This window comes from Streptomyces sp. NBC_01092 (genome assembly GCF_045039535.1).
Taxonomy (GTDB): domain Bacteria; phylum Actinomycetota; class Actinomycetes; order Streptomycetales; family Streptomycetaceae; genus Streptomyces.
The window spans coordinates 5,528,658-5,551,331 of sequence record NZ_CP108659.1; the positions used below are offsets into that span (position 1 = coordinate 5,528,658).

Below are 22,674 nucleotides of genomic sequence, written 5' to 3' on the forward strand. Positions count from 1 at the left end.
ACGCGGGGCGTGGACTCAGGGCGTGGGAACAGTGGGGGGCTCCCTGGTGAGGCTGATCTTGGGGTCGCGTCATTACCTCAGGCCTCCGGACGCCACCGCCAGAGGTGTCGGCACACCCTGTGTTGAACGTGTTGAACGTTGAACTTCTGGGTGGCTCTCAAGGAGCGCGGGGAACCGCCGTCAATGGACGTAGGGGCGCGCCGGCACCGGGCTCTGCGGCAGCAGGCCATGCGCCTGTTGCAGCAGGTCGGCGGCCGGCCTGGCCCGGCCGAAGGCGCCGACCTTGCGCAGCAACTCGCCCAGAAAGCCTGCCATGTCGGCGCTGCGGAGCCGGGAGAAGTCGGGGAGGAGCTGCTGGAGCGTGGCACATGCTTCGTCCAGGAGCCCCAGCCGGAGCTGGGCATCGGCCGTGCCCGCCACGACGGCGACGCGAAAGCGGCGGTCCTCCTGCGGGACGCGCGGCAGCGTTGTACGCAGCGCCAGCACTACGTCGGCGGGCCGGTTCTGGAAGACAAGGACCCCAGCCCGCTGCCAGTGGCATGTGTACAGCTGGGCCTCAGCGATGGCGGATGAACCCTTGCAGCGGGACAGGTTCTGCTCGGCGCTGTCCAGGCACCGCTGGGCGGCCCGCACGTCGTCGACGGCCGCGTACGCTATCGCGAACTCGCCCTGGGCGAAGGAGACCGTGTCCGCATCGCAGGCGGTGAGCAGAGCCTGGCCCGCGTCGGCCAGGTGGGCCGCCTTGCGGTACTGGCCCAGATCGCGCGCCGCCGTCGCCGCCCTGGCCAGTACCGTGACATACATCGTCCGGTCGCCCGCGTCCCGGGCCAGCTGCGCCGCGGTGCCCAGATAGCGCTGGGCGAAACCGTAGTGGCCGTCCTCGAAGTACATCAGCGCCAGCCGCAGCGTCAGTTCGGCGGCCCTGGACATGAGGGCCGTACGAACTCCGTCGGCCATGGGGGATCGCAGCCAGACGGCGACGTCGTCCGCGAGGCAGGCGGCGAGCGCGCTGGTGCCGTGGCCGCCGCCGAACGCGTCCCAGACCTCGTTGTAGAACCGGCTCGTGGCTTCCAGGGCGTCGACCTCACCCATCCCGACCCTGCAGGGCGGACCTCCGGTGGACGGCCGTTGCACCGGACCACCCAGGCCGGTGCCGCCCGCGCTGCCGTCGTCCGCCCAGTCCGGCGACGGCCAGTCGCCGGCCAGGAGGCTCCGGCGCATCGACTCCCTGAGCACGGGGTCGAGATAAGCCTCTCTGAGTTCTCCGAGCCTCACCAAGGGATCGGGGGATCCCGGCAATGCGGCCCCGGGCATGCCCGCGGGCGCCAGTCCGGTGTCCGTGACGGTGACGGTCCGGCCGAGCTTGCGCGAGAGCGCCTCTGCGGCCAACTCGGGGACGGGCGGCCGGGGACGGACGCCCCGGATCCACTGGGCAATTGCCGTCCGGTCGTAGCGCAGCCGGAGCCCAGACGAAGCGCCGAGGGTGTTGACGGCGCGGGCCAGCGCCTCGTACGTCCAGTCCGACTCGCGGATCAGCTCGCGCAGCCGGTCGTTCGGAGTGCGGTGATCGGTTCTGCCCATGGCCTGTTCTCCAGGGGTGCGAACGGCATCGGAAGCGGAGGCACGAGCGACCGCAACGCGGGACTGGGTGCCTGCCGCCCCCTCTGACGGGCTTGCGACCAGTGACGTTCCATGAATTCTGTGGTGATGTGATGCTGAAACGGCAGCGATCAGTGAGTGACAGGCCGGCGCGGGTTCTGGGCCTGGCCGAGGTCGTCGACCACAGACCTCGGACCGGCCGACGGCAAAGGCAGCAAAGACGACAAAGTGGTGTGCACCCGGTATATGGGGTGCACACCACATTTCATTGCCGACCGTACTGGAGAGCCGTAGGGGAATGCCCTCCCTCGTCACCGGCTCGCGTCCGTCACCGGCCCTCGTCCGTCACCGGCGTCACCGGCCGTCCGTCACCTGCCGTCGTCCCGACGCGCGGCCTCCTCCTCGGCCTCCTTCGCCTGGACCTCGGGGTCCAGGTCCGACTGACCGCTGCCATCCACGGACGTGAGGCGGCTCGACTCGGGCACTTCCGTCGCGGCCGGCGGCTCGACCAGCCAGTCCGGGTTGGCCTGCTTGTCCCACCACTTCCACACGGCGACGGCGCCGCCGGCGATGACACACAGCACGGCCACCATCTTCACCGCGCGGCCGGCCCTGGCACGCCGTTCGTGCTTGCGGACCAGTCGCTGGATCTCCTGCGGCGAGACCTGACCGCGCAGCGCGGCCAGTGCGGCGGCACCGCGCGCGGAAGCCTCGTCCCGCACGGGCCCGGCCGCGGCGACCGCCTGCTCGATCCTCGGCTTGGAGTAGTCGGCGGCCTGCCGTGCCGCCTTGCGCGTACGGATGGCAGCTTCGTGAGCGGCTTGGTCGACCTTCGGCGGCACATGGGTAAGGGCCTGCTCCAGCCGCGGTGCCAGATACGCGTCGTACTGGAGACGGGCTTGCGCGCGGGCCTGCTCGGTGGCCTGCGACATCATCGGCGCCAGCCGTACGCGTGCCTCGTGCGCATACAGTGCGGCCCTGTCCTTGGCGGTGTCGGCGTAGGGCGCCACCACTTCCGCGGCGTGCAGCACGCTGTCCTTCGCCGAGCCGGTCGCGGCGCGCACGCTGTCGATGCGGGTCACGGGATCCTCCTCCTCGGTGGCGTACGGTAATTCGACTTTCCACCCTTTTACGGATCATGCCTGTCGGAACGCTCCGCGGCATGTGAGGGCGAGCATATGGGTGCCGATGAGCTTGATCAAACGCAATAGCGGACCAATGCGGTGCAACGGTGGCTTGTCGTCGACAATGCCACGGTTCGCTGCCTCGCGCCCCCGCCAGGGACCCACTCGCCCACTTTTCTGCGAGAGAAGCGCCCGGTTGCGTGCCGGTGAACGAGTGCCGGGCGACGGACGCCGCAGTCCATGCGAGGATCGGGGAGTCACAAGAAGACAACGGAAGGCAGATCGTGGCTGAGCAGCTTTACGCCACCCTGAAGACCAACCACGGCGACATCGAGGTCCGGCTCCTCCCGAACCACGCGCCGATCACGGTCAAGAACTTCGTCGAACTCGCTCAGGGCGAGCGTGAGTGGACGAACCCCGCCACCGGCGAGAAGTCGACGGCCAAGCTCTACGACGGCACGGTCTTCCACCGGGTCATCAGCGGCTTCATGATCCAGGGCGGTGACCCGCTGGGCAACGGCACCGGCGGTCCCGGTTACCAGTTCCAGGACGAGTTCCACCCGGACCTCGGGTTCGACAAGCCCTACCTGCTGGCCATGGCCAACGCCGGCCCCGGTACCAATGGCTCGCAGTTCTTCATCACTGTTTCCCCGACGACGTGGCTGAACCGCAAGCACACGATCTTCGGCGAGGTCAGCGACGGCGCCAGCCAGAAGGTCATCGACGCCATCGCCACCGCGCAGACGAACCCGCGCACCGACCGTCCCCTCAAGGACGTCGTCATCGAGTCGGTCGTCGTGGAGACCCGCGAGGGCTGAGCGACACCTCCCACGGGGAACCAAACGCCCCGCTCGTCCGTAAGGATGAGCGGGGCGGTGCATGAGGACGTGCATCGCGCACGACGACCTAGGGGACCTCATGGACCAGCAGGCAGGCAGCCCGCAGGACGCCCAGAGCCTGCCCGGCTGTTACCGCCATCCGGACCGCGAGACCGGCATCCGCTGCACCCGCTGCGAGCGGCCCATCTGCCCTGAATGCATGGTCAGCGCCTCGGTCGGTTTCCAGTGCCCCGACTGCGTCCGCGGCGGCTCGGGCACCGGGCACGCCCCCACCGCCGCCCAGCCCCGCACGATCGCCGGCGGCACCATCGCCGCCGACCCGCGACTGGTCACCAAGATCCTGATCGGGATCAACCTCGCGGTCTTCATCGCCGTCCAGGCCAGCACGACGTTCCTGAACGACGTCGTCCTCATCGGCACCTGGCCGCCCGCCCCCTACAACCCCACCGAGGGTGTGGCCGAGGGCGAATGGTGGCGCCTGGTCACCTCGATGTTCACGCACGAGGCCATCTGGCACCTCGCCTTCAACATGCTCAGCCTGTGGTGGCTCGGCGGCCCTCTCGAAGCCGCCCTCGGCCGCGCCCGCTATCTCGCGGTCTACTTCTGCTCGGGCCTCGCGGGCAGCGCCCTGGCCTATTTGCTGGCCTCCCCGAACACGGCCACGCTCGGCGCCTCCGGCGCCATCTTCGGCCTCTTCGGCGCGACAGCCGTCCTCATGCGGCGCCTCAACTACGACCTGCGGCCGATCATCGCGCTGCTGGTGATCAACCTGATCTTCACCTTCAGCCCAGGATTCAACATCTCCTGGCAGGCCCACATCGGCGGCCTGGTCGCCGGCGTCGTCATCGGCTACGCGATGGTCCATGCCCCGCGTGAGCGCCGGGCACTGGTCCAGTACGGCACATGTGCGCTGGTCCTGGCCGTTGTCGTCATCCTGACCGTGCTGAGGACGGCCCAGCTCACTTGAGCCAGCACGTTATCCACGTGAGCGGCCCTGTTGTCCACAGCGTGTGGCGGATCTTGTGCGCACCGTGCGGGAACAGTCACGCCCCCTGCCTTCTACCCGCGTTACTGCAGGTCAGGCAGGGGGCGTACATGTGTTCGGAATGCCTTCGGGTGACCGGTGTGGCAGTCATACCGGCGTCAACGCCCGATGGGTTATCCACAGATCGTCGTCTTTTCCCCAGTCAGCTTGTGGAAATTGCTGCAAGGCTGTGGATAACTCAGCGGATAGTCCTGGGCAGAGCTGCGTTCACCACGACGTGGCCGAGGGTTCGGGTGCTACTTCCACTGTGTGGAGACGCCGAATCCGGCGGCGATGAAGCCGAAGCCCACCACGATGTTCCAGTTGCCCAGCGCCTCGATGGGCAGCGAACCGTCGGTCACATAGAAGACGACGATCCATGCCAGACCGAGGATGAACATGGCCAGCATCACAGGTGCGACCCAGGAGCGGCTGGTCAGCTTGATGGCGGTCGCCTGCTTCGACTGCGGCGGCGTGTAGTCGGCCTTCTTGCGGATACGTGACTTCGGCACGAGGGTCTCTCCTGTCGATGCGCTGCGTGGCCGCGCAGGGAACTTGGTCGGGCTCGGGGCAGCGTACAAGGGGACTCTGATTGCTCCCCCGGGCGTCCGTTAGCGTAGTGCTTCCGCGGCGCCGAAGGAGATAAGGGTACGTTGAGCAATTCTGCCGACTCTCCCCCTACGGGATCCAGCCCTGCCCGCGGCCGTTTCCGGCCGGTGCGGGTGCTCACCGCGGCGGTCTTCGCTCTCGCGGGGCTCATTTTCTTCACCAGTTTCAACACGGCCAAGGGCACCAATATCCGCACGGATGCCTCATTGCTGAAGCTTTCGGACCTCATTCATGAGCGTAGTCGTGGGAACGGTGAGCTGGGCGAGGCGAACGCGTCCCTGCGTGACGACGTGGAGGCACTCGCCGAGCGGGACGACGGCAGTACCAAGGCGGAGGACGAGAAGCTGGCCGGGCTGGAGCACAGTGCCGGGACCCAGAAGCTGACGGGTGAGGCCATCACGGTCACGCTCAATGACGCCCCGCCGGACGCCACCGCCAAGCTCCCGGGGTATCCCGAGCCGCAGCCGGACTACCTGGTGATCCACCAGCAGGACCTGCAGGCCGTGGTCAACGCGCTGTGGCAGAGCGGCGCCAAGGGCATCAAGGTCATGGACCAGCGGCTGATCTCCACCAGCGCCGTGCGCTGCGTGGGCAACACCCTGATCCTCCAGGGCCGGGTCTACTCACCGCCGTACAAGATCACGGCGGTCGGGGATCCGGAGAAGATGCAGCAGGCGCTCGCTGCCTCGAAGGCGATCCAGAACTACATGGTCTACGTCAATGTCTACGGCCTCGGCTGGAAAGTCACCGAGGACGGGACGGTGACTCTGCCCGGCTACTCGGGCACAGTGGATCTGCAGTACGCCAAGCCCGTGGAGTGATCTTCCCTGGAGCTGCCGGTGCGCGTCGTCGTGAGGACCGTCAGCGAACTGTGCATCACCGTCGGCGCCGTGATCGTCCTTTTCGTCGTCTACGTCCTTTTCTGGACCGGTGTGAAGGCCGACACCGTCATGGACGACCAGATCGATCAGTTGCAGGAGCAGTGGGCGCAGGGCGCCGTGGGCCCGACGGACGCGGCTCCCGGCGGTGCGGCGAGTCCGGATGCGACCGCTAGTCCGCCGAAGCCGGCGCCTTACGCGGCGGACAAGCCCTTCGCGATCATGTACATCCCACGTCTTGGTTTCACGTGGAACAAGCCGGTTCTCGAAGGCACGGCCACCAAGACCCTGAAGAAGGGCCTCGGCCACTACGCGAGCACCGCCCAGCTCGGTCAGAAGGGCAACTTCTCGGTCGCCGGTCATCGGCGCACCTATGGCGATCCGTTCAAGGACTTCCCCAGGCTGCGGCCCGGTGACGCGGTGGTGCTGACCGACGGAAGTACCTGGTTCACGTATCGGATCGACAAAGGCCCCTACAAAACCCTGCCCACGGACGTTGAGGTGATTGGCCCTGTGCCCCGTAACTCGGGGTACACGCGTGAAGGCCGGTATCTGACGCTGACCACGTGCGATCCCGAGTGGGGGCACAGTCATCGGCTCATCGTGTGGGCCCACCTGGATTCCACCCAGCCTGTGGAGGCCGGGAAACCCGAGGCGTTGCGCCGTTAGTCTGTTGGCTGTACGGCGTGAGTCTGGGTGCCGTGGTGCGACGGAAGGGACGGCATGTACGGCTGGATCTGGCGGCATCTGCCGGGGAATGCGTGGGTGAAGGCGCTGCTCTCGCTCGCGCTGGCCATGGCCGTCGTCTACGTCTTGTTCAACTACGTCTTCCCGTGGGCCGAACCGCTCCTGCCCTTCAACGATGTGACGGTGGACAACCAGTGAGCGCGCGCATTCTGGTCGTGGACAACTACGACAGCTTCGTCTTCAACCTGGTCCAGTACCTCTACCAGCTGGGCGCCGAGTGCGAGGTGCTGCGCAACGACGAGGTGTCGACGACGCACGCCCAGGACGGCTTCGACGGCGTACTGCTGTCGCCGGGCCCGGGGACGCCGGAGGAGGCGGGCGTGTGCGTGGACATGGTCCGGCACTGCGCCTCGACCGGGGTGCCGGTCTTCGGCGTCTGTCTCGGCATGCAGTCGATGCAGGTGGCGTACGGCGGTGTCGTGGACCGTGCGCCGGAGCTGCTGCACGGCAAGACCTCGCTGGTCGAGCACGAGGGCAAGGGCGTCTTCGCGGGCCTGCCGACGCCGTTCACGGCGACCCGCTACCACTCCCTGGCGGCGGAGCCGGCGACGGTCCCGGCCGATCTGGAGGTCACCGCGCGCACCCACGACGGCATCATCATGGGCCTGCGCCACCGCGAACTCCCGGTCGAGGGCGTGCAGTTCCACCCCGAATCGGTGCTGACCGAGCATGGGCACCGGATGCTGGCCAACTGGCTGGTGGAGTGCGGCGACCAGGGTGCGGTGGCGAGGTCGGCGGGGCTCGCCCCGGTGGTGGGCAGGGCCACGGCGTGACCGCCCTGCGCCCTGAGCGCGAGTCCGGCGCCGCGTACGGGGAGTCCTTCACGGACTCCTACGGCGACGCCGGCGACCAGGGAACCTCGTACGGGCAGCAGCCGTACGAGGGGTCCGATGCGCTCGGGGAGTGGTACGGCGGGGAGAACTACGGAGCCGAGGGGTACGGCAGTCAGGGCTACGGCGGCGAAGTGCCGCCCGCGGCCGCCGTCCAGGAGCCGTACGCCGAGCCGTACATACCCCCGCCGGACGACGAGACCGTAGCCCTGCGGATCGCGGATCCGCCGCCCCGTGGCGAGGCCATACGGCCCTCTCCCGCCTCTCCCGCCTCTTCCGCCACTTCCGCCTCTTCCACCCCGACGGGCGGCCGTGCGGCCCGCAGGAAGGCCGCCAAGCGGCGTCATGGGCGTCATGGCGGCTCCCGCCCGCTGTCGGAGGCCGACGAGACGGGCTCGGAGAGCTCCGGCGCCCCCCTGTCCCGCATGGAGGCCCGCCGGCAGGCCAAGGCGCGTCGGCCCAGCCCGGCAACCGTCGCCAGCCGGGCGATCGGTGAGGTATTCATCACCACCGGCGTGCTGATGCTGCTGTTCGTGAGCTACCAGCTGTGGTGGACCAACGTCCGGGCGCACGCACAGGCGGACAAGGAAGCCAGCAGCCTCCAGGACGACTGGGCGAGCGGCAAGGGCAACCCGGGGACCTTCGAGCCGGGGCAGGGCTTCGCCCTCCTGCACATCCCGAAGCTGGACGTCGTCGTCCCGATCGCGGAGGGCATCAGCAACAAGAAGGTGCTCGACCGGGGCATGGTCGGCCACTACGGCGAGGGCAAGCTGAAGACGCCGATGCCGGACGCCAAGACCGGCAACTTCGGCCTGGCCGGCCATCGCAACACCCACGGCGAACCGTTCCGCTACATCAACCGGCTCGCCCAGGGCGACGCGATCGTCGTGGAGACGCAGGACAAATACTTCGTGTACAAGATGGCGTCGATCCTGCCGGTGACGTCGCCGAGCAATGTGAGCGTGCTGGATCCGGTTCCGCCGGGGTCCGGTTTCACCGGGCCGGGCCGCTACATCACACTCACCACGTGCACGCCGGAGTTCACCAGTAAGTACAGGTTGATCGTCTGGGGCAAGATGGTCGAGGAACGGCCGCGCAGCAAGGGCAAGCCGGATGCGCTCGTAAATTAAGGGCAGATGAACGTGGCAGCGACCACCGACGGCACGGAAGAGCACACGGCCGACCCCGCGTCATGGCACCCCCCGGCTCGCCGTCGCGGCATGGGCCGGATCGCGATGGCGGTCAGCGTCTTCGGCGAACTCCTCATCACGGCGGGCCTGGTGCTGGGCCTGTTCGTCGTCTACTCACTGTGGTGGACGAACGTCATCGCCGACCGGGCGGCGGACAAACAGGCCGACAAGGTCCGTGACATCTGGGCCCACCAGGACGAGGACTCCGGCCGTCCCGCCGAGTTCGACGCCAAGAACGGCATCGGCTTCCTTCACGTCCCCGCCATGACGAAGGGCGAGATCCTCGTCGAGAAGGGCACGACGTCGACGATCCTCAACGACGGCGTCGCCGGCTACTACACCGACCCGGTCAAGGCGTCCCTGCCGATGTCGGACAAGAAGGGCAACTTCTCCCTCGCCGCGCACCGGGACGGCCACGGCGCGAAGTTCCACAACATCCACAAGCTCGAGAAGGGCGACCCGATCGTCTTCGAGACGAAGGACAAGTGGTACGTCTACAAGGTCTACGCCGTCCTCGCCGAGACCTCGAAGTACAACGTCCAGGTCCTTTCCTCGGTCCCGAAGGAATCGGGAAAGACCAAGGCGGGCCACTACATCACGCTGACGACCTGCACGCCGGTGTACACGAGCCGGTACCGGTATGTGGTGTGGGGCGAGCTGGAGCGCGTGGAGAAGGTGGACGAGGAGCGGACGCTGCCTGAGGAGTTGCGCTGAACTGACTGGCCCCCTTTGAGGGGGCCAGTCTCGTAGCATGACGGAGGCCCGAAGCCGCAACTTCCCTTTGCGACTTCGGGCCTCTTTGCGTCACGTCGTGATTACTCCAGGACCGTCAGCGGTTCCCCTGCGCTCCACACCTCAAGTACCCCACGGTGTACGGCGGTGATGCCGGCCTCGGCCGCGATGCTCAGGGCCTCGGGGGTGAAGGGGCACGTCGCCACGTAGAGCGCCACGTCCGCGCTGTGCAGAACCTTCGCCGACCCGATGAACTTCTGGACATCGGGGCTGGTGATGTTCAGGTAGGGCGCGAACCTCTTGCACTGGGCGACGAGGCGTCGGCCGTCGGGCGTGAGCGCGATGACGTCGACGCCGCGGTCGCCGCGACCGCCTTGTACGACGACGTTCGTGCAGCCGTCACGGCTCAGGAGTTTGGCGATGTGACGCTCGAACGTGTGGCCGTTCATGGCGTCCATGGCAGCCATGACTCCCACGGCGGGCCTGTCGTCTCGCACCCCTTCGAGCCTCTGCAGTCGGGCGTGGTGCTGGTGGAGCCGTCGCTCGATGCGCTGGACACCTGCGCGGAGCGCGATCAGCTCCCTGCTGTGCTCGCCGGACGTTTCGATCAGGGCGTTGAACATGGGGACGACGGTCTTGCCGAGGATGTGGGTGATGCGTTGGTCGATACGGTCGTCGAGGGAGGCGACCTCAGTCGGGGCAGGGTTATCCACAGGCTGTGTGCGGGCCTGGTACTCCATGTCGAGGAGGTACACACGTACCTGACGTGCGATTTCGCTGTCCCGGAGCAGCATGGCGATGTTGAGGACGGCTCGGCGTGGGTACAGCGCAAGGGACCGAGAGCGCGACGGAATCCCACTGACCTCCTTGAAGGAGGCCAGTTCTGTACCTGCCAATACGCGGTAGCCGTTGGCCACCAGTTCTTCTCGGTGATCGAGCACGAGTGACTCGATGGCCTTGCGGCTCACTTCGAAGTACGCCGCCACCATCGCCGTCGTCACATGCATTCCGTCCGGCAGCAGCGAGAGCGCCTTGACTCTGTCGAGCACGTCGGTTCGTTCCAGCACGCTGTCGCGCAGGCTCTTCGACTCCATCAGTGCCGATTCGTTGATCATGTTCTGCCCTTCCGTTCCCGGTGTGGCCGCATGGTCGGGGCAGAGTTGTGACTCCCCACCCCACCCGATCAACGAGTCATGAAGTGTGAAGACACGATCGATGCACGCACGTGCATACGGTGAAATGGGCGGAACGTGGGCGCCTCTCGAGCAGTCCGGCAAGAAGGGCAACCTCTCCCTCGCCGCGCACCCGGACGGCCATGGCGCGAAGTTCCACAACATCCACAAGCTCGAGAAGGGCGACCCGATCAAGGCGGGCCACGAGCGTTGTACGAGTCGGCCCCGGCACCCTGATGAGGGTGCCGGGGCCGACTCGTGATCCCGGAAACTCTTCCGTCAGCCTCAGCCTCAGCCGAAGATGCCGCCGTCGTTTCCGCCGTTGTTGTTCCCGCCGTTCTGGCCGAAGCCGACGGTGGTCAGCGTGACCTGGGTGTTCGCCGGGTCGTCGACCTGCTGGTTGCCCTTCGGGTCCTGGTCCGTGACGAAGGCCGTGTCGCTCTGGTCACTGCCGTTGGCGAACTGGATGTTGGTGAAGCCGGCTGCCGCCAGAGTCTGCTTGGCCTGGCCCACCGTCTGACCCACGACGCTCGGCACCTGGGTCTTCTGCTGGGCCTGCTTGCCGATCTGGATGGTCACCGTGGAGTTCTTGTCGGCCTCGCTGCCGGCCTGCGGCGACGTCCCGATGACCTTGCCGACCTGGTTCGGGTCCTGGGTCTCGACCTCGACGCAGTTACCGACCAGGTTGTTGGCCGTCATCTGGGCCTTGGCGGCATCGCAGGTCTGGTTGAGGACGTCCGGGACGGTGGACTTCTCCTCCGCCTTGGCGACCGTGAGGGTGACCTCCGACCCCTTCTCGACTTCCTCGCCCTTGACGGGGTCCTGGTCGAGGACGGTGTTCTCCTCGTCCGGGGACTCCCGGAACTCCGTCTTCACCTTCAGCTGGTAGTCGTCACCCTCGAGCTTGTCCTTCGCCTCGTCCAGGTCCAGGCCGATCACGCTCGGCACCGTGACCTTCGGAGCGCCCTTCGACACCACGATGTCGACCGCGGTGCCCTTGTCGACCTCGGTCTTGGGCTGGGGGTTCTGGTCGCAGATGTTGCCCTTGGGCTGGTCCTCGCACTCCTTCTGCGTGACCGTCCCCAGCTTGAGATCGCTGTTGGTCAGCAGGTCCTTCGCGCTGGCCTGGGTCTCGCCCACGAGTGACGGGACCGGCACCTGGGAGTTGCTCGCGCTCTTGCCGTCGAAGACCCACTTGCCGATCAGGATCGCGCCGACGAGGACCAGGATGGCCGCGACGGCCAGCAGGATCGTCGAGGTGTTCGACTTCTTCTGGCGGCGCCGGCCCGGGCGGTCGTCGTAGCCGTAGCCGCCGTCGTCCGGGTTCATCGGCGGCAGCATCGACGTGGCGCCGGCGTCCGCGGAGCGCAGGGCCGTGGTCGGCTGGTCGTCCGGGTAGCCGCCGTAGCCCACCGAGCCCATGGCCGCCGTGGCGGCGACGGGCTGGCCGTCGAGGCACGCCTCGATGTCGGCACGCATCTCGTCGGCCGACTGGTAGCGGTAGTTGGGGTCCTTGGTCAGCGCCTTCAGGACGATCGCGTCCATCTCGGGCGTGATCTCCGGGTCGAAGACCGAGGGGGCCTGGGGCTCTTCCCGTACGTGCTGGTACGCCACCGCGACCGGGGAGTCGCCCACGAAGGGGGGCCTCACCGTCAGCAGCTCGTAGAGCAGGCAGCCGGTCGAGTACAGGTCGGACCGGTTGTCGACCTGCTCGCCCTTCGCCTGCTCCGGCGAGAGGTACTGGGCGGTGCCGATGACCGCCGACGTCTGCGTCATCGTCATGCCGGAGTCGCCCATGGCGCGGGCGATGCCGAAGTCCATGACCTTGACCTGGCCGTTGCGCGTCAGCATGACGTTCGCGGGCTTGATGTCACGGTGCACGATGCCGCTGCGGTGGGAGTACTCCAGCGCCTGGAGGATCCCGATGGTCATCTCCAGGGAACGCTCCGGCAGCAGCTTGCGGCCGGAGTGGAGCAGCTCACGGAGCGTCGAGCCGTCGACGTACTCCATGACGATGTACGGGATCGACACGTTGTCGATGTAGTCCTCGCCCGTGTCGTAGACCGCCACGATCGCGGGATGGTTGAGCGAGGCGGCCGACTGGGCCTCCCGGCGGAAGCGGGCCTGGAAGGACGGGTCGCGCGCGAGGTCCGCGCGCAGCGTCTTCACCGCCACGGTGCGGCCGAGCCGGGTGTCATGCGCGAGGTAGACCTCCGCCATGCCACCACGACCGAGCACCTGGCCCAGCTCGTACCGGCCGCCGAGGCGACGCGGCTCTTCCATAAGCTACCTACCAGCCCTCTCCGTCGGTCCCGACCTCACCCTTGTGGGTGGGGCGGCCTGCCGTCCGGGCATACCGTACCCGGCTCATCTTGTGTGACCTGGCCAAGCCCGTAACCCGATACAGGACCGGTATCGCAACGTGCACCGATGTGAAGGGGACGTGAGCAGGTTCACTTCTTGCTGTTGATGACCGCCTCCATGACGCTCTTGGCGATGGGTGCGGCGAGACCGCCACCGGAGATGTCGTCGCGGACGGCGTTCTCGTCCTCGATCACGACGGCCACGGCCACCGGCGAGCTGCCGTCCTCGGCCTTGGCGTAGGAGATGAACCAGGCGTAGGGGTTCTCGCTGTTGTCCACACCGTGCTGGGCGGTACCGGTCTTGCCGCCCACCTTCACGCCGTCGATCTGCGCGTTCTTGCCGGTGCCGTCCTCGACGACCGTCTCCATCATGTCCTGGAGGATCTGCGCGTTGTCCGGCGACAGCGGCTTGCTCATCTCCTCGGGGTCCGTCTTCTCGATGGCGTCGAGGTTGTTGGTCTGGAGCTCGTCGACCATGTACGGCTTCATCAGGGTGCCGTTGTTGGCGACGGCCGAGGCGACCATGGCCATCTGCAGCGGGCTGGCGGCGGTGTTGAACTGGCCGATGGAGGACAGCGCGGTCTGCGAGGGGTTCATGTCGTCGGAGAAGACCGACGCGCTGGTGCGGATCGGCGTGAACTGCTCCTCGGTGAAGCCGAACTTCTTGGCCGTCTCCAGCATCTTGTCGTTGCCGAGGTCGGAGCCGACCTTGCCGAACACGGTGTTGCAGGAGTACTGGAGGGCGACCCGGAGCGTCGCGTCCTTGCAGGGGATGTTGCCCTCGTTCTTCAGCACGGTCGTGGTCTCCGGCATGGTCCACGGCAGCGGCGTCTTCGTCTTCTCGTCCGCTTCCGTGTACAGGCCGTGCTCCAGCGCCGCGGCCGCGGTGACCACCTTGAAGGTCGAGCCCGGCGGGTAGACCTCGCGCAGCGCCCGGTTGAGCATCGGGTCGTCGGGGTTGGTCTTCTTCTGGAGCTTCTGCCACGCGTCGGTGTCGGTCGTCGTGGAGTTGCCGGCGAAGGACGAGGGGTCGTACGACGGGAAGGACGCCAGCGCGAGGATCTTGCCGGTGGACGGCTCGATGGCCGCGACGGCACCCTTGCCGCCCTGGCGCTTCAGACCGTCGTAAGCGGCCTTCTGCGCGGCGCCGTTGAGGGTGGTGACCACGTTGCCGCCCTCCCTCTCCTTGCCCGTGAGCATGTCGAGGGTGTTGCGGAAGAACAGCCGGTCGTCGTTGCCGGTGAGGATGCCGTCCTCGATGGACTCCAGCTGGTTGGCGCCGAAGGCCTGGGAGGCGTATCCCGTGACGGGCGCCCACATGGGGCCGTTCGTATAGGTGCGCTTGAACTTGAAGTCGGTGCCGGAGGTTTCCTTCGAGCCGGTGATCGTCTTGCCGTCGACGATGATGTTGCCGCGGGGGGTGCCGTAGCGCTCGATGGTGACGCGGCGGTTGTCCTTGTCGGTCCTGAGCTCGTCGGCCTGGACGTACTGGATCCAGTTGTCGCGGATGAGCAGAGCCAGGACGAGCAGTCCGCAGAAGATCGCGATCCGGCGTAGGGGCTTGTTCACGGACGGACCACCTGGGTCATCTCGGCGTCGGGGTTGGGCGCGGGGGCGGGCGCGGGGCGGCGGGCCGTGTCGCTGATGCGGAGCAGGATGCCGATCAGGGCCCAGTTGGCGATGACGGACGAACCGCCGTACGCCACGAAGGGAAGCGTCATACCGGTCAGCGGGATGAGGCCCATGACACCGCCGGCCACGACGAAGACCTGGAGGGCGAAGGCGCCGGACAGGCCGACGGCCAGCAGCTTGCCGAACGGGTCGCGGGCCGCGAGGGCCGTGCGCACACCGCGTTCCACGATCAGCCCGTAGAGCAGCAGGATCGCCATGACGCCCGCCAGGCCCAGCTCCTCGCCGAACGTGGCGAGGATGAAGTCGGAGTTGGCGGCGAAGCCGATGAGGTCGGAGTTGCCCTGGCCGAGGCCGGTGCCGAGGGTGCCGCCGGAGCCGAAGGCCCACAGGGCCTGCATGGCCTGTTCGGAGTGGACGACGCCGTCACTGATACCGGAGCGGCTGAGCTGGAACTCGCGCGCCGGGTCGAGCCAGGCCTGCACACGCGTCTGGATGTGCGGCTCGAAGCTCGCCACACCGACGGCGCCGACCGCGGACATCAGCAGACCGAAGACGATCCAGCTGGTCCGCTCGGTGGCGACGTACAGCATGATGACGAACATTCCGAAGAACAGCAGGGATGTACCGAGGTCGGTCTCGAAGACCAGGATGAGGATCGAGATCGCCCAGACGACGAGGATCGGACCGAGGTCACGGCCGCGCGGCAGGTACAGGCCCATGAAGCGGCGGCTGGCCAGGGCCAGGGCGTCTCTCTTGACCATGAGGTAGCCGGCGAAGAAGACGGCGAGGACGATCTTCGCGAACTCGCCGGGCTGGACCGTGCCGAGGCCGGGGATCTTGATCCAGATCTTGGCACCGAAGACGTCCGCGCCGAGCCCGGGTACGAGCGGCAGGAGGAGCAGGAACAGCGCGGTGGCCATGGAGATGTAGGTGTAGCGCTGCAGGACGCGGTGGTCCTTGAGGAAGATCAGCACCGCTACCAGCAGGGCGACGCCCAGGGCGGAGTACAGCAACTGGCGTGGAGCCGCCTCGACGAAGGTCTTGCTCGCCTGCAGTTTCTCCGACTGGTCCAGACGCCAGATCACGACAAGGCCGATGCCGTTCAGCAGGGTGGCCAGCGGCAGCATCAGCGGGTCGGCGTACGGCGCGAATTTCCGTACGGCGAGATGGCCGATGCCCGCGAGCAGGCCGAGCCCGATGCCGTAGCCCAGCAGGCCGGCCGGTACCTGGTCATTGATCGCCAACCCCACGTTCGCGTAGGCGAAAACCGGGATGACGACCGCGAACACCAGCAGCGCGAGCTCGGTGTTGCGCCTGCTCGGCGCGCCGATCGCGCCGATCGTGGACGTGTGGTGCGTCGACGAGTTCGAAGTACTGCTCATGGTGTGACGGGGCCTCTCACGGCTTGCCTACTGCGTGCCGCAGTTCGTGACGACCTTCTGCTCTTCCTCCGAGAGCGTGGGTCCGGGGCTTGGCGTCGCAGTCGGTGTCGGGGAGGTGGAGGAGTTCGGGGGCGGGGACTTGGTGGACGCCGAGGGATTCGGTGTCGGTGACGCCTTGGACGTAAGGGAGGTACGGGTGGTTCCCGTGGTGCCTCCGGCCTCGCCCTCGCCCGTCTTGGCGTTCTGCTCGCTCTGGGCGGCCTGCTGCGCGGACCGCTTCTTGCACGCGGAGGCCTGCAGGGCCAGCTCGTCGACCTTCGCCTGGGCGTCCTTCAGACCGCCCTCGGTGATGGTCGCCTCGACCAGTTTCTGCTGGTACGGCGGAAGGTACTTGAGTTCGATCTCGGGGTGGTCCTTCTCCACCTTCGAGAGCGAGACCCAGGCGAGGTCCTGGCTGATCCCGCGGTACAGGGCGACGTGTCCCTCGTTCGTGCCGACGTAGTACTGCGTCTGCGTCCAGCGCCAGCCGCCGTACAGCCCGCCGCCGATGACGGCGAGCGCCAGGGCCGAGTAGAAGGATCTCTTCAGCCACTTGCGGCCCCTGCGGGGCTTGATGAAGTCGTCGTCGGTGTAGTCGCCGAAGCCGCCCGCCGGGGCGTAGCCGGTGGTGTCGCCGGAGCCGGGCGGGCCGAACTCGCCGCCCCCGCCGCCCTGTCCCGGCACCTGGCGGCCGAGCCCGGAGGCGCGGCCGGCCGGGGTCTGCATGATGCCGTTGTCGTGCGGGTGGTGCTGCTGGTTCTCGGCGACCGCGCCGACCACGACCGGGGTGTCGGACAGCTGCCCGGCCAGGGTGTCGCCGGTGTCCAGGTCGAGGACGTCGGCGATGATCACGGTGATGTTGTCGGGGCCGCCGCCGCGCAGCGCGAGCTGGATGAGCTCCTGGACGGTCTCCTGCGGGCCCTGGTAGCTGGCGAGGGTGTCCTCGAGGGTCTGGTGGGACACGACGCCGGAGAGGCCGTCGGAGCAGATCAAGTACCGGTCGCCGGCGCGGACTTCACGGATGGACAGGTCGGGGTCGACATGGTCGCCGCTGCCCAGCGCGCGCATCAGGAGGGACCGCTGCGGATGCGTGGTCGCCTCCTCCTCGGTGATGCGGCCCTCGTCGACGAGGCGCTGCACCCAGGTGTGGTCCTGCGTGATCTGCGTGAGGACGCCGTCGCGCAGCAGGTAGGCGCGCGAGTCGCCGACGTGCACGAGGCCGAGGCGCTGCCCGGTCCACAGCAGGGCCGTGAGCGTGGTGCCCATGCCCTCCAGCTGCGGGTCGTCGTCGACCATCGAGCGCAGCTGGTCGTTGGCACGCTGTACGGCGGTGCCGAGCGAGGTGAGGATGTCCGAGCCGGGGATGTCGTCGTCGAGGGCGACGATCGTCGAGATGGCCTCCGACGAGGCGACCTCGCCCGCGGCCGCGCCACCCATGCCGTCGGCGATGGCGAGCAGGCGCGGTCCGGCGTATCCGGAGTCCTCGTTGCCCTCCCGGATCATGCCTTTGTGCGATCCGGCGGCAAAGCGCAGTGACAGACTCATGCGCACCTCGCCCGTTGGCTCCGGGTACATCCGCACGGTGCCCACCCTCCGGTCGGGAGCGCGCCGGGGCCCGTGGTGTGGGCCGCCGCTGCGTGCTCGCTCCGCTCGCTCATTGTCGTACTACTTCCGCAGCTCGATGACGGTCTTGCCGATGCGGATCGGCGCGCCCAGCGGAATCGGTGTCGGGGTCGTGAGCCGCGTTCGGTCGAGGTACGTGCCGTTGGTGGAGCCCAGGTCCTCGACGATCCACTGGCCGTCGCGGTCCGGGTAGATCCTGGCATGCCGGCTGGAGGCGTAGTCGTCGTCCAGCACGATCGTGCTGTCGTGCGCCCGGCCCAGGGTGATGGTCTGGCCCTGGAGCGCGACGGTGGTGCCGGTCAGGGTGCCCTCGGACACGACCAGCTTGGAGGGAGCGTTACGGCGCTGGCGGCCGCCGCTCTGCTGGCCGCGCTGCTGCGGTGGCGCAGCCTGCCGCGCGGCCTGCTGCTGCTGGCGTCCGGCCTCCCGCCTGGACCCGCGCTGAGTGACGCGCGTACCGAACAGGTCGCTGCGGATGACCTGCACGGCCACGATCACGAACAGCCACAGTACGGCCAGGAAACCCAGCCGCATGACCGTGAGGGTCAGCTCTGACATTGCCCCCGCTTCACCCTTCGGCTTGCCGGTAAATGATGGTGCTGCTGCCCACGACGATCCGCGAGCCGTCGCGGAGCGTAGCGCGGGTGGTGTGCTGCCCGTCCACCACGATGCCGTTGGTGGACCCGAGATCCTGGATCGTCGAGGGCGTTCCGGTCCGGATCTCGCAGTGCCGGCGCGAGACGCCGGGGTCGTCGATCCGCACGTCGGCCTCGGTGCTGCGGCCCAGCACGAGCGTCGCGCGGGAGATCTGATGGCGGGTGCCGTTGATCTCGATCCAGTAGCGGGTGCGGCCGCCGGCCGCGGGTGCGGCGGGAGGACGCTGGCCGCCCGCGGGCTGCGGGTAGCCGTAGCCGCCGGGGCGTCCGCCGGGCGGCGGCGACGGCGGCATGGGAGGGGCGCCGGCGGGCGCGGCGGGCTGCGGGTAGCCGTAGCCGCCCTGGGCGCCGCCGGGCCGCCCGGCCGGGGCGGCGGGTGCGGAGGCCTGCTGGCTTTGCTGGTCCGTGGAGCCGGCGAGCGTACGGCTGCGCACGCGGTACAGGCCGGTGTCGAGATCGTCGGCCTTCTCCAGGTGGACCTTGATCGGGCCCATGAAGGTGTAGCGCTGCTGCTTGGCGTAGTCGCGGACCATGCCGGCGAGCTCGTCGCCGAGCTGGCCGGAGTACGGGCTGAGCCGCTCGAAGTCCGGTGTGCTCAGCTCCACGATGAAGTCATTGGGGACGACGGTCCGGTCGCGGTTCCAGATCGTCGCGTTGTTGTCGCACTCGCGCTGAAGCGCGCCGGCGATCTCCACGGGCTGGACCTCGGACTTGAACACCTTGGCGAAGGTGCCGTTGACCAGACCTTCGAGGCGCTGCTCGAACTTCTTCAGGACTCCCATGGGGCACCTCCTCCGTAGCCTGCTTCGTCCTGCATCCCGCCGGGCGGGTACTGCCTTACCTGGTACTGCTTACTGATCGTATCCACGCGCCGGTAAATCGGCTGGTTCCCCCTGTCGGCCCGGTCGACGGGTGTCGACGCCCTCGAAGTTCCCTTCGGAGCTCCCCTTCGAACTCCTCACGGGCACAGTCTTGCCATGGATCGTAGAGGCGGCCGCAAACCAGTGTCCCGCACCTGACTGTGGACCCCGACCTGCTCCTGGGGAGATGCCCAGGACCGGTACGAGGTTGATACGTGAACAGGTACTCCTTGATACGGAGCGGGCGGCGGCGCGGATCGGTCACTTCAGGACGGCTCGCGCGACTGCGCTGGTGGGCGGCTGCACAGCGGCTGCCTGGGGATAAGGGATGTGAACCCACCCTGACCGCCGTGCTAATGTTCTGGGTGTCGGAAGGCGCCGGACCGCAAGAGAAGGCCCCGAGGACACACCCAATGCGCGGGTGGCGGAATAGGCAGACGCGCTGGATTCAGGTTCCAGTGCCCGCAAGGGCGTGGGGGTTCAACTCCCCCCTCGCGCACGCTCGAAGAGGCGGCATCGTTGACACGATGCCGCCTCTTCTGTTGTGTTCGCCACGTTGTGCCGTCCATCACCGTCACGTGCACCGTCTTGGGTGCCGTGACCTGTGATGAAGCTCTCAGGTCACGGCACGGGCCGAGGGCGTCAGCCTGCCGCGACGACCGTGGCGAGCGTCACGGCGGCGGGGAGGGCCTGGGCGAAGAGGATGCGGCGGTTGGCGGTGGCCGCGCCGTAGACGCCGGCGACGACGATGCAGGACAGGAAGAAGATCTGGACCTGGTGACCGGTCGGGTCGTCGGCGATCAGACCCCAGACCAGGCCCGCGGCCAGGAAGCCGTTGTAGAGACCCTGGTTGGCGGCCAGCGGCGCGGTGGCGCGGGCCATCTCGGCGTCGAAGCCGGAGAAGCCGCGGCCCGGGCCGCGCTGCCACAGGAACATCTCCAGCACCAGGATGTACACGTGCAGCAGCGCCATGAGGGCGACGAGGACGACAGAGATCGCATGCATGCGGTGATTGTGCCGGGGGGTTGCGGGGCGGGGGAGGCGGGTGGCCTGTTGGGCCTCGGGCGGCTTGATGGGGCGGGTGGTTTGTAGGCCTTTGGCCTCTTGTGGGGCTCAGGAGGGCGTGGGCTGCCGTGGGCGGTCGGTCAGTCGGTCTTTCGGCTGAGCCCGTGGTTTCGGGGGCGGGAAGCGTGGCCGTTCGGCCGAGGTGGCTGTGGGGGCCTCGGCAAGAGATTGGAGCTTCCCTTCCCCGGGAGCCCACCGATGCCCGCCGAACCCCTTTCCTACGTCGCCCCCGAGTCCGTTTCCCACGTCGCCGGAGTTCGGCCCAGTGGTGCCGTCCTCGCCCCTGAACGTCCGGAACCCCGACGGGGCGGCCGTGCTCGCCCGTCGGGCGCCGCGCCCCTGGAGCGGGCGTAGTGCGCTCGCCGCGGTGCTCGGGGCGGTCGTGGTGCCGCTGGCGCTGATGGTGGCCGCGGGGGCCGCGCAGTCGGAGGTGCACGTCGTCGAGCACTCCGGCGACCTGCTGCTGAACTCCGGCAGGCCGTACGTGCCGCATCCGGCCGGCGTCGACGACTACAACCTCTATCTGCCCGGGATGGCGCTGTTCGGGATAGCCCACGCGCTGTTCGGCGGTACGGCGTTCGCGGATGCGCGGGTGTGGTTCTGCGCGGTGTTCCTGGTGAGCATGCTGGTCGCCGGGTGGCGGTCGGGGCGTAACTCGCCTGGGCCGGGCGGGGGTTCGGGTGGGCGAGCCGTGGTGTTGCCCGCGGCGTTCCCCGCGGTGGCGCTGCCGCTGGTCGTCGGTGGGGTCGATCTGCCGGTGATCGGGCTGATGTGTCTGGGGCTGGCTCTGGCGGGCCGGGGCGGGACCGGTACGGCGGCCGGGCCGGCGATGGGCGCCGCGGCGGCGCTGAAGTGGACGGCCTGGCCGCTGCTGCCGGTGGGGCTGGTCCTGCTCGCGGTCACGGCGGGGCGGCGGGCGGCCGTGCGGGCCGGAGTCGTCGCCGTACTGGTGGCCGCGTCGGCCGTGGTGCCGGCGGCCCTGGCCGATCCGCACGCCTTCGTCGAGCACGTGGTGCTCTTCCCGCTCGGTGAGGCGGGGTGCGCTCTCCTGTGGCGAGCCCGCTGCCCGGGCATCTGCTGGCGACGTACGTGCCCGGCGGTTCCGCCCTCGCCGTGGCCGCGCTCGTGGCCGCCGCCGGCGGTGTGGGGGTGTCGTTGGCGGTACGGCCGCCCTGGACCGTTCTCGCGGCGGCGGACCGGCTGGCGCTCGGGTTGGGGCTGGCGATGTGCCTGATGCCTGCGACGCGGTTCGGGTACCTGGTCCATCCGCTGGTCCTGGCCGTCTGGTTCCGGCGGGCGGAGCTGGTGAGAGCTGCTCCTCGGGTCGGGCGGTTGGTGGGGGTCGGCCGTGGGTGAGGGGCGGGGTGTGGGACTCGGGGGAGGGTGGGGGGTGGCTGGGTGTGGGGGTGCGACGAGGGCTCGGTGGCCCGACGCCTTGACCACCCGACCGTCCGACCGTCCGCCACGCGTGCGTGGAGCCCCGAAGTTTCGGAGGGGCTCCACGCGTGCGTGCTGCTCGCGTGCGTGCCGCTCGTGCCGCTGTTGATCCGCGCTACGCCGCGAGCTTCTGGGCCAGCTGCTTCGCCTTCGTGGCGGCCTCGCCGAGGGCGCGCTCGCGGGAGGCCTCGAAGAGGGGGACCAGGTCGGACATCTGCGGGTTGGCCGGGGCCATCGTGAGCTCGGGGACGATGAAGTCGAGGTCGGTGCCGAGGAAGTCGGCCAGGACCGCCGACAGGTAGTTCTGCACGTACTCGTAACCCTCGCGCGGGGTGCCCGGACCGTACGCGCCGCCGCGGCTGGCGACGACGGTGACCGGGGTGCCCTTGACCGACTGGACGTCGCCCGCGGTGCGGCCCATCAGGACCACGTTGTCCAGCCAGGCCTTCAGGGTCGACGGGATCGTCAGGTTGTACATCGGGGCGCCGATCAGCACGGCGTCCGCGCTCTCCAGCTCCTCGATCAGCTTCACGCGCTCGGCGAAGGCGGCGGCCTGCTCCGGGGTGTGCGTCGCCGGATCGGAGAAGCCGGCGGTGTGGGCGTGGGCGCTGATGTGCGGCACGGGGTGCGCGGCCAGGTCGCGGTGGATCACCGTGCCCTCGGGGTGCTGTTCCTGCCAGGTGCGGCGGAAGGCGTCGGTGACGGCGCGGGAGGAGGAGGCGTCGGTCGAGAAGACCGAGGAGTCGATGTGCAGCAGCGTTGCCATGGGGGTCTCTCCGGAAGGGACGGGAGCGGGCAGGGGGCATCTGCGTCCAGGGACGTACCTGTTCGCAGGAACTGAATGTTCGTACCCAACTATGGATAGCACAGTCA

20 protein-coding genes, 1 tRNA gene and 2 pseudogenes are annotated in these 22,674 nt (G+C 68.5%); 11 read left to right on the top strand and 12 right to left on the bottom strand.

Annotation, left to right across the window (positions count from 1 at the left end; translation table 11 throughout):
• Positions 1 to 180: 180 nt before the first annotated feature.
• Positions 181 to 1,581, bottom strand: coding sequence for a hypothetical protein (locus tag OG254_RS25090; protein WP_405585652.1), 1,401 nt, complete (start codon positions 1,579 to 1,581; stop codon positions 181 to 183).
• 386 nt (positions 1,582 to 1,967) lie between these two features.
• Positions 1,968 to 2,681, bottom strand: coding sequence for a DUF5324 family protein (locus tag OG254_RS25095; protein WP_405585655.1), 714 nt, complete (start codon positions 2,679 to 2,681; stop codon positions 1,968 to 1,970).
• 326 nt (positions 2,682 to 3,007) lie between these two features.
• Here OG254_RS25095 and OG254_RS25100 point away from each other — a divergent pair, with 326 nt between their 5' ends.
• Entirely contained in the window at positions 3,008 to 3,541 is a 534-nt protein-coding gene (locus OG254_RS25100) for a peptidylprolyl isomerase (protein WP_148000358.1), read from the top strand.
• A gap of 100 nt (positions 3,542 to 3,641) precedes the next feature.
• The gene (locus OG254_RS25105; RefSeq protein WP_405595177.1) at positions 3,642 to 4,529 is read left to right on the top strand and encodes a rhomboid family intramembrane serine protease; all 888 of its coding nucleotides are present in this window, start codon (positions 3,642 to 3,644) and stop codon (positions 4,527 to 4,529) included.
• A gap of 314 nt (positions 4,530 to 4,843) precedes the next feature.
• Here OG254_RS25105 and crgA read toward each other — a convergent pair whose 3' ends face one another.
• Positions 4,844 to 5,098: a cell division protein CrgA gene (gene crgA, locus OG254_RS25110; protein WP_405585658.1), complete on the bottom strand. Its 255-nt coding sequence runs from the start codon at positions 5,096 to 5,098 to the stop codon at positions 4,844 to 4,846.
• 141 nt (positions 5,099 to 5,239) lie between these two features.
• Here crgA and OG254_RS25115 point away from each other — a divergent pair, with 141 nt between their 5' ends.
• Genes OG254_RS25115 through OG254_RS25140 form a run of 6 tightly spaced genes read left to right on the top strand, consistent with a single transcriptional unit; the run spans position 5,240 to position 9,554 of the window.
• Complete coding sequence (locus OG254_RS25115) at positions 5,240 to 6,016, top strand: DUF881 domain-containing protein (protein WP_148000361.1); 777 nt, start codon at positions 5,240 to 5,242, stop codon at positions 6,014 to 6,016.
• 18 nt (positions 6,017 to 6,034) lie between these two features.
• The gene (locus tag OG254_RS25120) at positions 6,035 to 6,742 is read left to right on the top strand and encodes a class E sortase (RefSeq protein ID WP_405585662.1); all 708 of its coding nucleotides are present in this window, start codon (positions 6,035 to 6,037) and stop codon (positions 6,740 to 6,742) included.
• Between the two features lie 54 nt (positions 6,743 to 6,796).
• The gene (locus tag OG254_RS25125; protein WP_030945481.1) at positions 6,797 to 6,958 is read left to right on the top strand and encodes a hypothetical protein; all 162 of its coding nucleotides are present in this window, start codon (positions 6,797 to 6,799) and stop codon (positions 6,956 to 6,958) included.
• Complete coding sequence (locus OG254_RS25130; protein WP_351195434.1) at positions 6,955 to 7,593, top strand: aminodeoxychorismate/anthranilate synthase component II; 639 nt, start codon at positions 6,955 to 6,957, stop codon at positions 7,591 to 7,593. Before OG254_RS25125 ends, OG254_RS25130 begins: the two co-directional genes overlap by 4 nt.
• A complete protein-coding gene (locus OG254_RS25135) occupies positions 7,590 to 8,780 on the top strand; it encodes a class E sortase (RefSeq protein ID WP_405585665.1) in 1,191 nt (396 codons plus the stop codon). The genes OG254_RS25130 and OG254_RS25135 overlap by 4 nt, the downstream gene beginning before the upstream one ends.
• 6 nt (positions 8,781 to 8,786) lie before the next feature.
• Positions 8,787 to 9,554 (top strand): class E sortase, encoded by a 768-nt coding sequence (locus tag OG254_RS25140; RefSeq protein WP_405585667.1) that lies wholly within the window; start codon positions 8,787 to 8,789, stop codon positions 9,552 to 9,554.
• Positions 9,555 to 9,655: 101 nt separating this feature from the next.
• Here OG254_RS25140 and OG254_RS25145 read toward each other — a convergent pair whose 3' ends face one another.
• On the bottom strand, positions 9,656 to 10,687 hold the full coding sequence (locus tag OG254_RS25145) for a restriction endonuclease (protein ID WP_405585670.1): 1,032 nt from the start codon (positions 10,685 to 10,687) through the stop codon (positions 9,656 to 9,658).
• Positions 10,688 to 10,826: 139 nt separating this feature from the next.
• Here OG254_RS25145 and OG254_RS25150 point away from each other — a divergent pair.
• Positions 10,827 to 10,937, top strand: a pseudogene (locus OG254_RS25150) (class E sortase); the annotation flags it as partial.
• Between the two features lie 98 nt (positions 10,938 to 11,035).
• Here OG254_RS25150 and pknB read toward each other — a convergent pair.
• The 6 genes from pknB to OG254_RS25180 form a co-directional block, all read right to left on the bottom strand.
• Positions 11,036 to 13,027 (bottom strand): Stk1 family PASTA domain-containing Ser/Thr kinase, encoded by a 1,992-nt coding sequence (pknB, locus tag OG254_RS25155; protein WP_405585673.1) that lies wholly within the window; start codon positions 13,025 to 13,027, stop codon positions 11,036 to 11,038.
• Between the two features lie 170 nt (positions 13,028 to 13,197).
• Complete coding sequence (locus OG254_RS25160; RefSeq protein ID WP_405585676.1) at positions 13,198 to 14,676, bottom strand: peptidoglycan D,D-transpeptidase FtsI family protein; 1,479 nt, start codon at positions 14,674 to 14,676, stop codon at positions 13,198 to 13,200.
• Positions 14,673 to 16,121 (bottom strand): FtsW/RodA/SpoVE family cell cycle protein, encoded by a 1,449-nt coding sequence (locus OG254_RS25165; protein ID WP_405585679.1) that lies wholly within the window; start codon positions 16,119 to 16,121, stop codon positions 14,673 to 14,675. The genes OG254_RS25160 and OG254_RS25165 overlap by 4 nt, the downstream gene beginning before the upstream one ends.
• 27 nt (positions 16,122 to 16,148) lie before the next feature.
• Positions 16,149 to 17,735, bottom strand: a complete 1,587-nt coding sequence (locus tag OG254_RS25170) for a Stp1/IreP family PP2C-type Ser/Thr phosphatase (protein ID WP_405595179.1) — start codon at positions 17,733 to 17,735, stop codon at positions 16,149 to 16,151.
• Positions 17,736 to 17,825: 90 nt separating this feature from the next.
• Positions 17,826 to 18,341: an FHA domain-containing protein gene (locus OG254_RS25175; protein WP_405585682.1), complete on the bottom strand. Its 516-nt coding sequence runs from the start codon at positions 18,339 to 18,341 to the stop codon at positions 17,826 to 17,828.
• A gap of 10 nt (positions 18,342 to 18,351) precedes the next feature.
• Positions 18,352 to 19,221, bottom strand: a complete 870-nt coding sequence (locus tag OG254_RS25180) for an FhaA domain-containing protein (protein WP_405585685.1) — start codon at positions 19,219 to 19,221, stop codon at positions 18,352 to 18,354.
• A gap of 493 nt (positions 19,222 to 19,714) precedes the next feature.
• Between OG254_RS25180 and OG254_RS25185 the strand changes: the two genes are divergently transcribed.
• Positions 19,715 to 19,798 (top strand) — tRNA-Leu (locus OG254_RS25185).
• A 143-nt stretch (positions 19,799 to 19,941) separates the two neighbouring features.
• Here OG254_RS25185 and OG254_RS25190 read toward each other — a convergent pair.
• Complete coding sequence (locus tag OG254_RS25190) at positions 19,942 to 20,304, bottom strand: DUF1304 domain-containing protein (RefSeq protein WP_351195423.1); 363 nt, start codon at positions 20,302 to 20,304, stop codon at positions 19,942 to 19,944.
• A gap of 367 nt (positions 20,305 to 20,671) precedes the next feature.
• On the opposite strand from OG254_RS25190, the pseudogene OG254_RS25195 reads away from it, so the two are divergent.
• Positions 20,672 to 21,720: pseudogene (locus OG254_RS25195) on the top strand (glycosyltransferase 87 family protein); the annotation flags it as partial.
• A gap of 196 nt (positions 21,721 to 21,916) precedes the next feature.
• Here the strand turns inward: OG254_RS25195 and OG254_RS25200 are convergent.
• The gene (locus OG254_RS25200; RefSeq protein ID WP_405585688.1) at positions 21,917 to 22,567 is read right to left on the bottom strand and encodes an FMN-dependent NADH-azoreductase; all 651 of its coding nucleotides are present in this window, start codon (positions 22,565 to 22,567) and stop codon (positions 21,917 to 21,919) included.
• Positions 22,568 to 22,674 lie beyond the last annotated feature (107 nt).

Coding starts and splice junctions, on each gene's coding strand:
- OG254_RS25175 (WP_405585682.1), bottom strand. CDS start 18,341: ATGTCAGAGCTGACCCTCACGGTCATGCGGCTGGGTTTCCTGGCCGTA.
- OG254_RS25170 (WP_405595179.1), bottom strand. CDS start 17,735: ATGTACCCGGAGCCAACGGGCGAGGTGCGCATGAGTCTGTCACTGCGC.
- OG254_RS25090 (WP_405585652.1), bottom strand. CDS start 1,581: ATGGGCAGAACCGATCACCGCACTCCGAACGACCGGCTGCGCGAGCTG.
- OG254_RS25105 (WP_405595177.1), top strand. CDS start 3,642: ATGGACCAGCAGGCAGGCAGCCCGCAGGACGCCCAGAGCCTGCCCGGC.
- OG254_RS25200 (WP_405585688.1), bottom strand. CDS start 22,567: ATGGCAACGCTGCTGCACATCGACTCCTCGGTCTTCTCGACCGACGCC.
- OG254_RS25125 (WP_030945481.1), top strand. CDS start 6,797: ATGTACGGCTGGATCTGGCGGCATCTGCCGGGGAATGCGTGGGTGAAG.
- OG254_RS25145 (WP_405585670.1), bottom strand. CDS start 10,687: ATGATCAACGAATCGGCACTGATGGAGTCGAAGAGCCTGCGCGACAGC.
- OG254_RS25180 (WP_405585685.1), bottom strand. CDS start 19,221: ATGGGAGTCCTGAAGAAGTTCGAGCAGCGCCTCGAAGGTCTGGTCAAC.
- OG254_RS25190 (WP_351195423.1), bottom strand. CDS start 20,304: ATGCATGCGATCTCTGTCGTCCTCGTCGCCCTCATGGCGCTGCTGCAC.
- OG254_RS25140 (WP_405585667.1), top strand. CDS start 8,787: ATGAACGTGGCAGCGACCACCGACGGCACGGAAGAGCACACGGCCGAC.
- OG254_RS25165 (WP_405585679.1), bottom strand. CDS start 16,121: ATGAGCAGTACTTCGAACTCGTCGACGCACCACACGTCCACGATCGGC.
- pknB (WP_405585673.1), bottom strand. CDS start 13,027: ATGGAAGAGCCGCGTCGCCTCGGCGGCCGGTACGAGCTGGGCCAGGTG.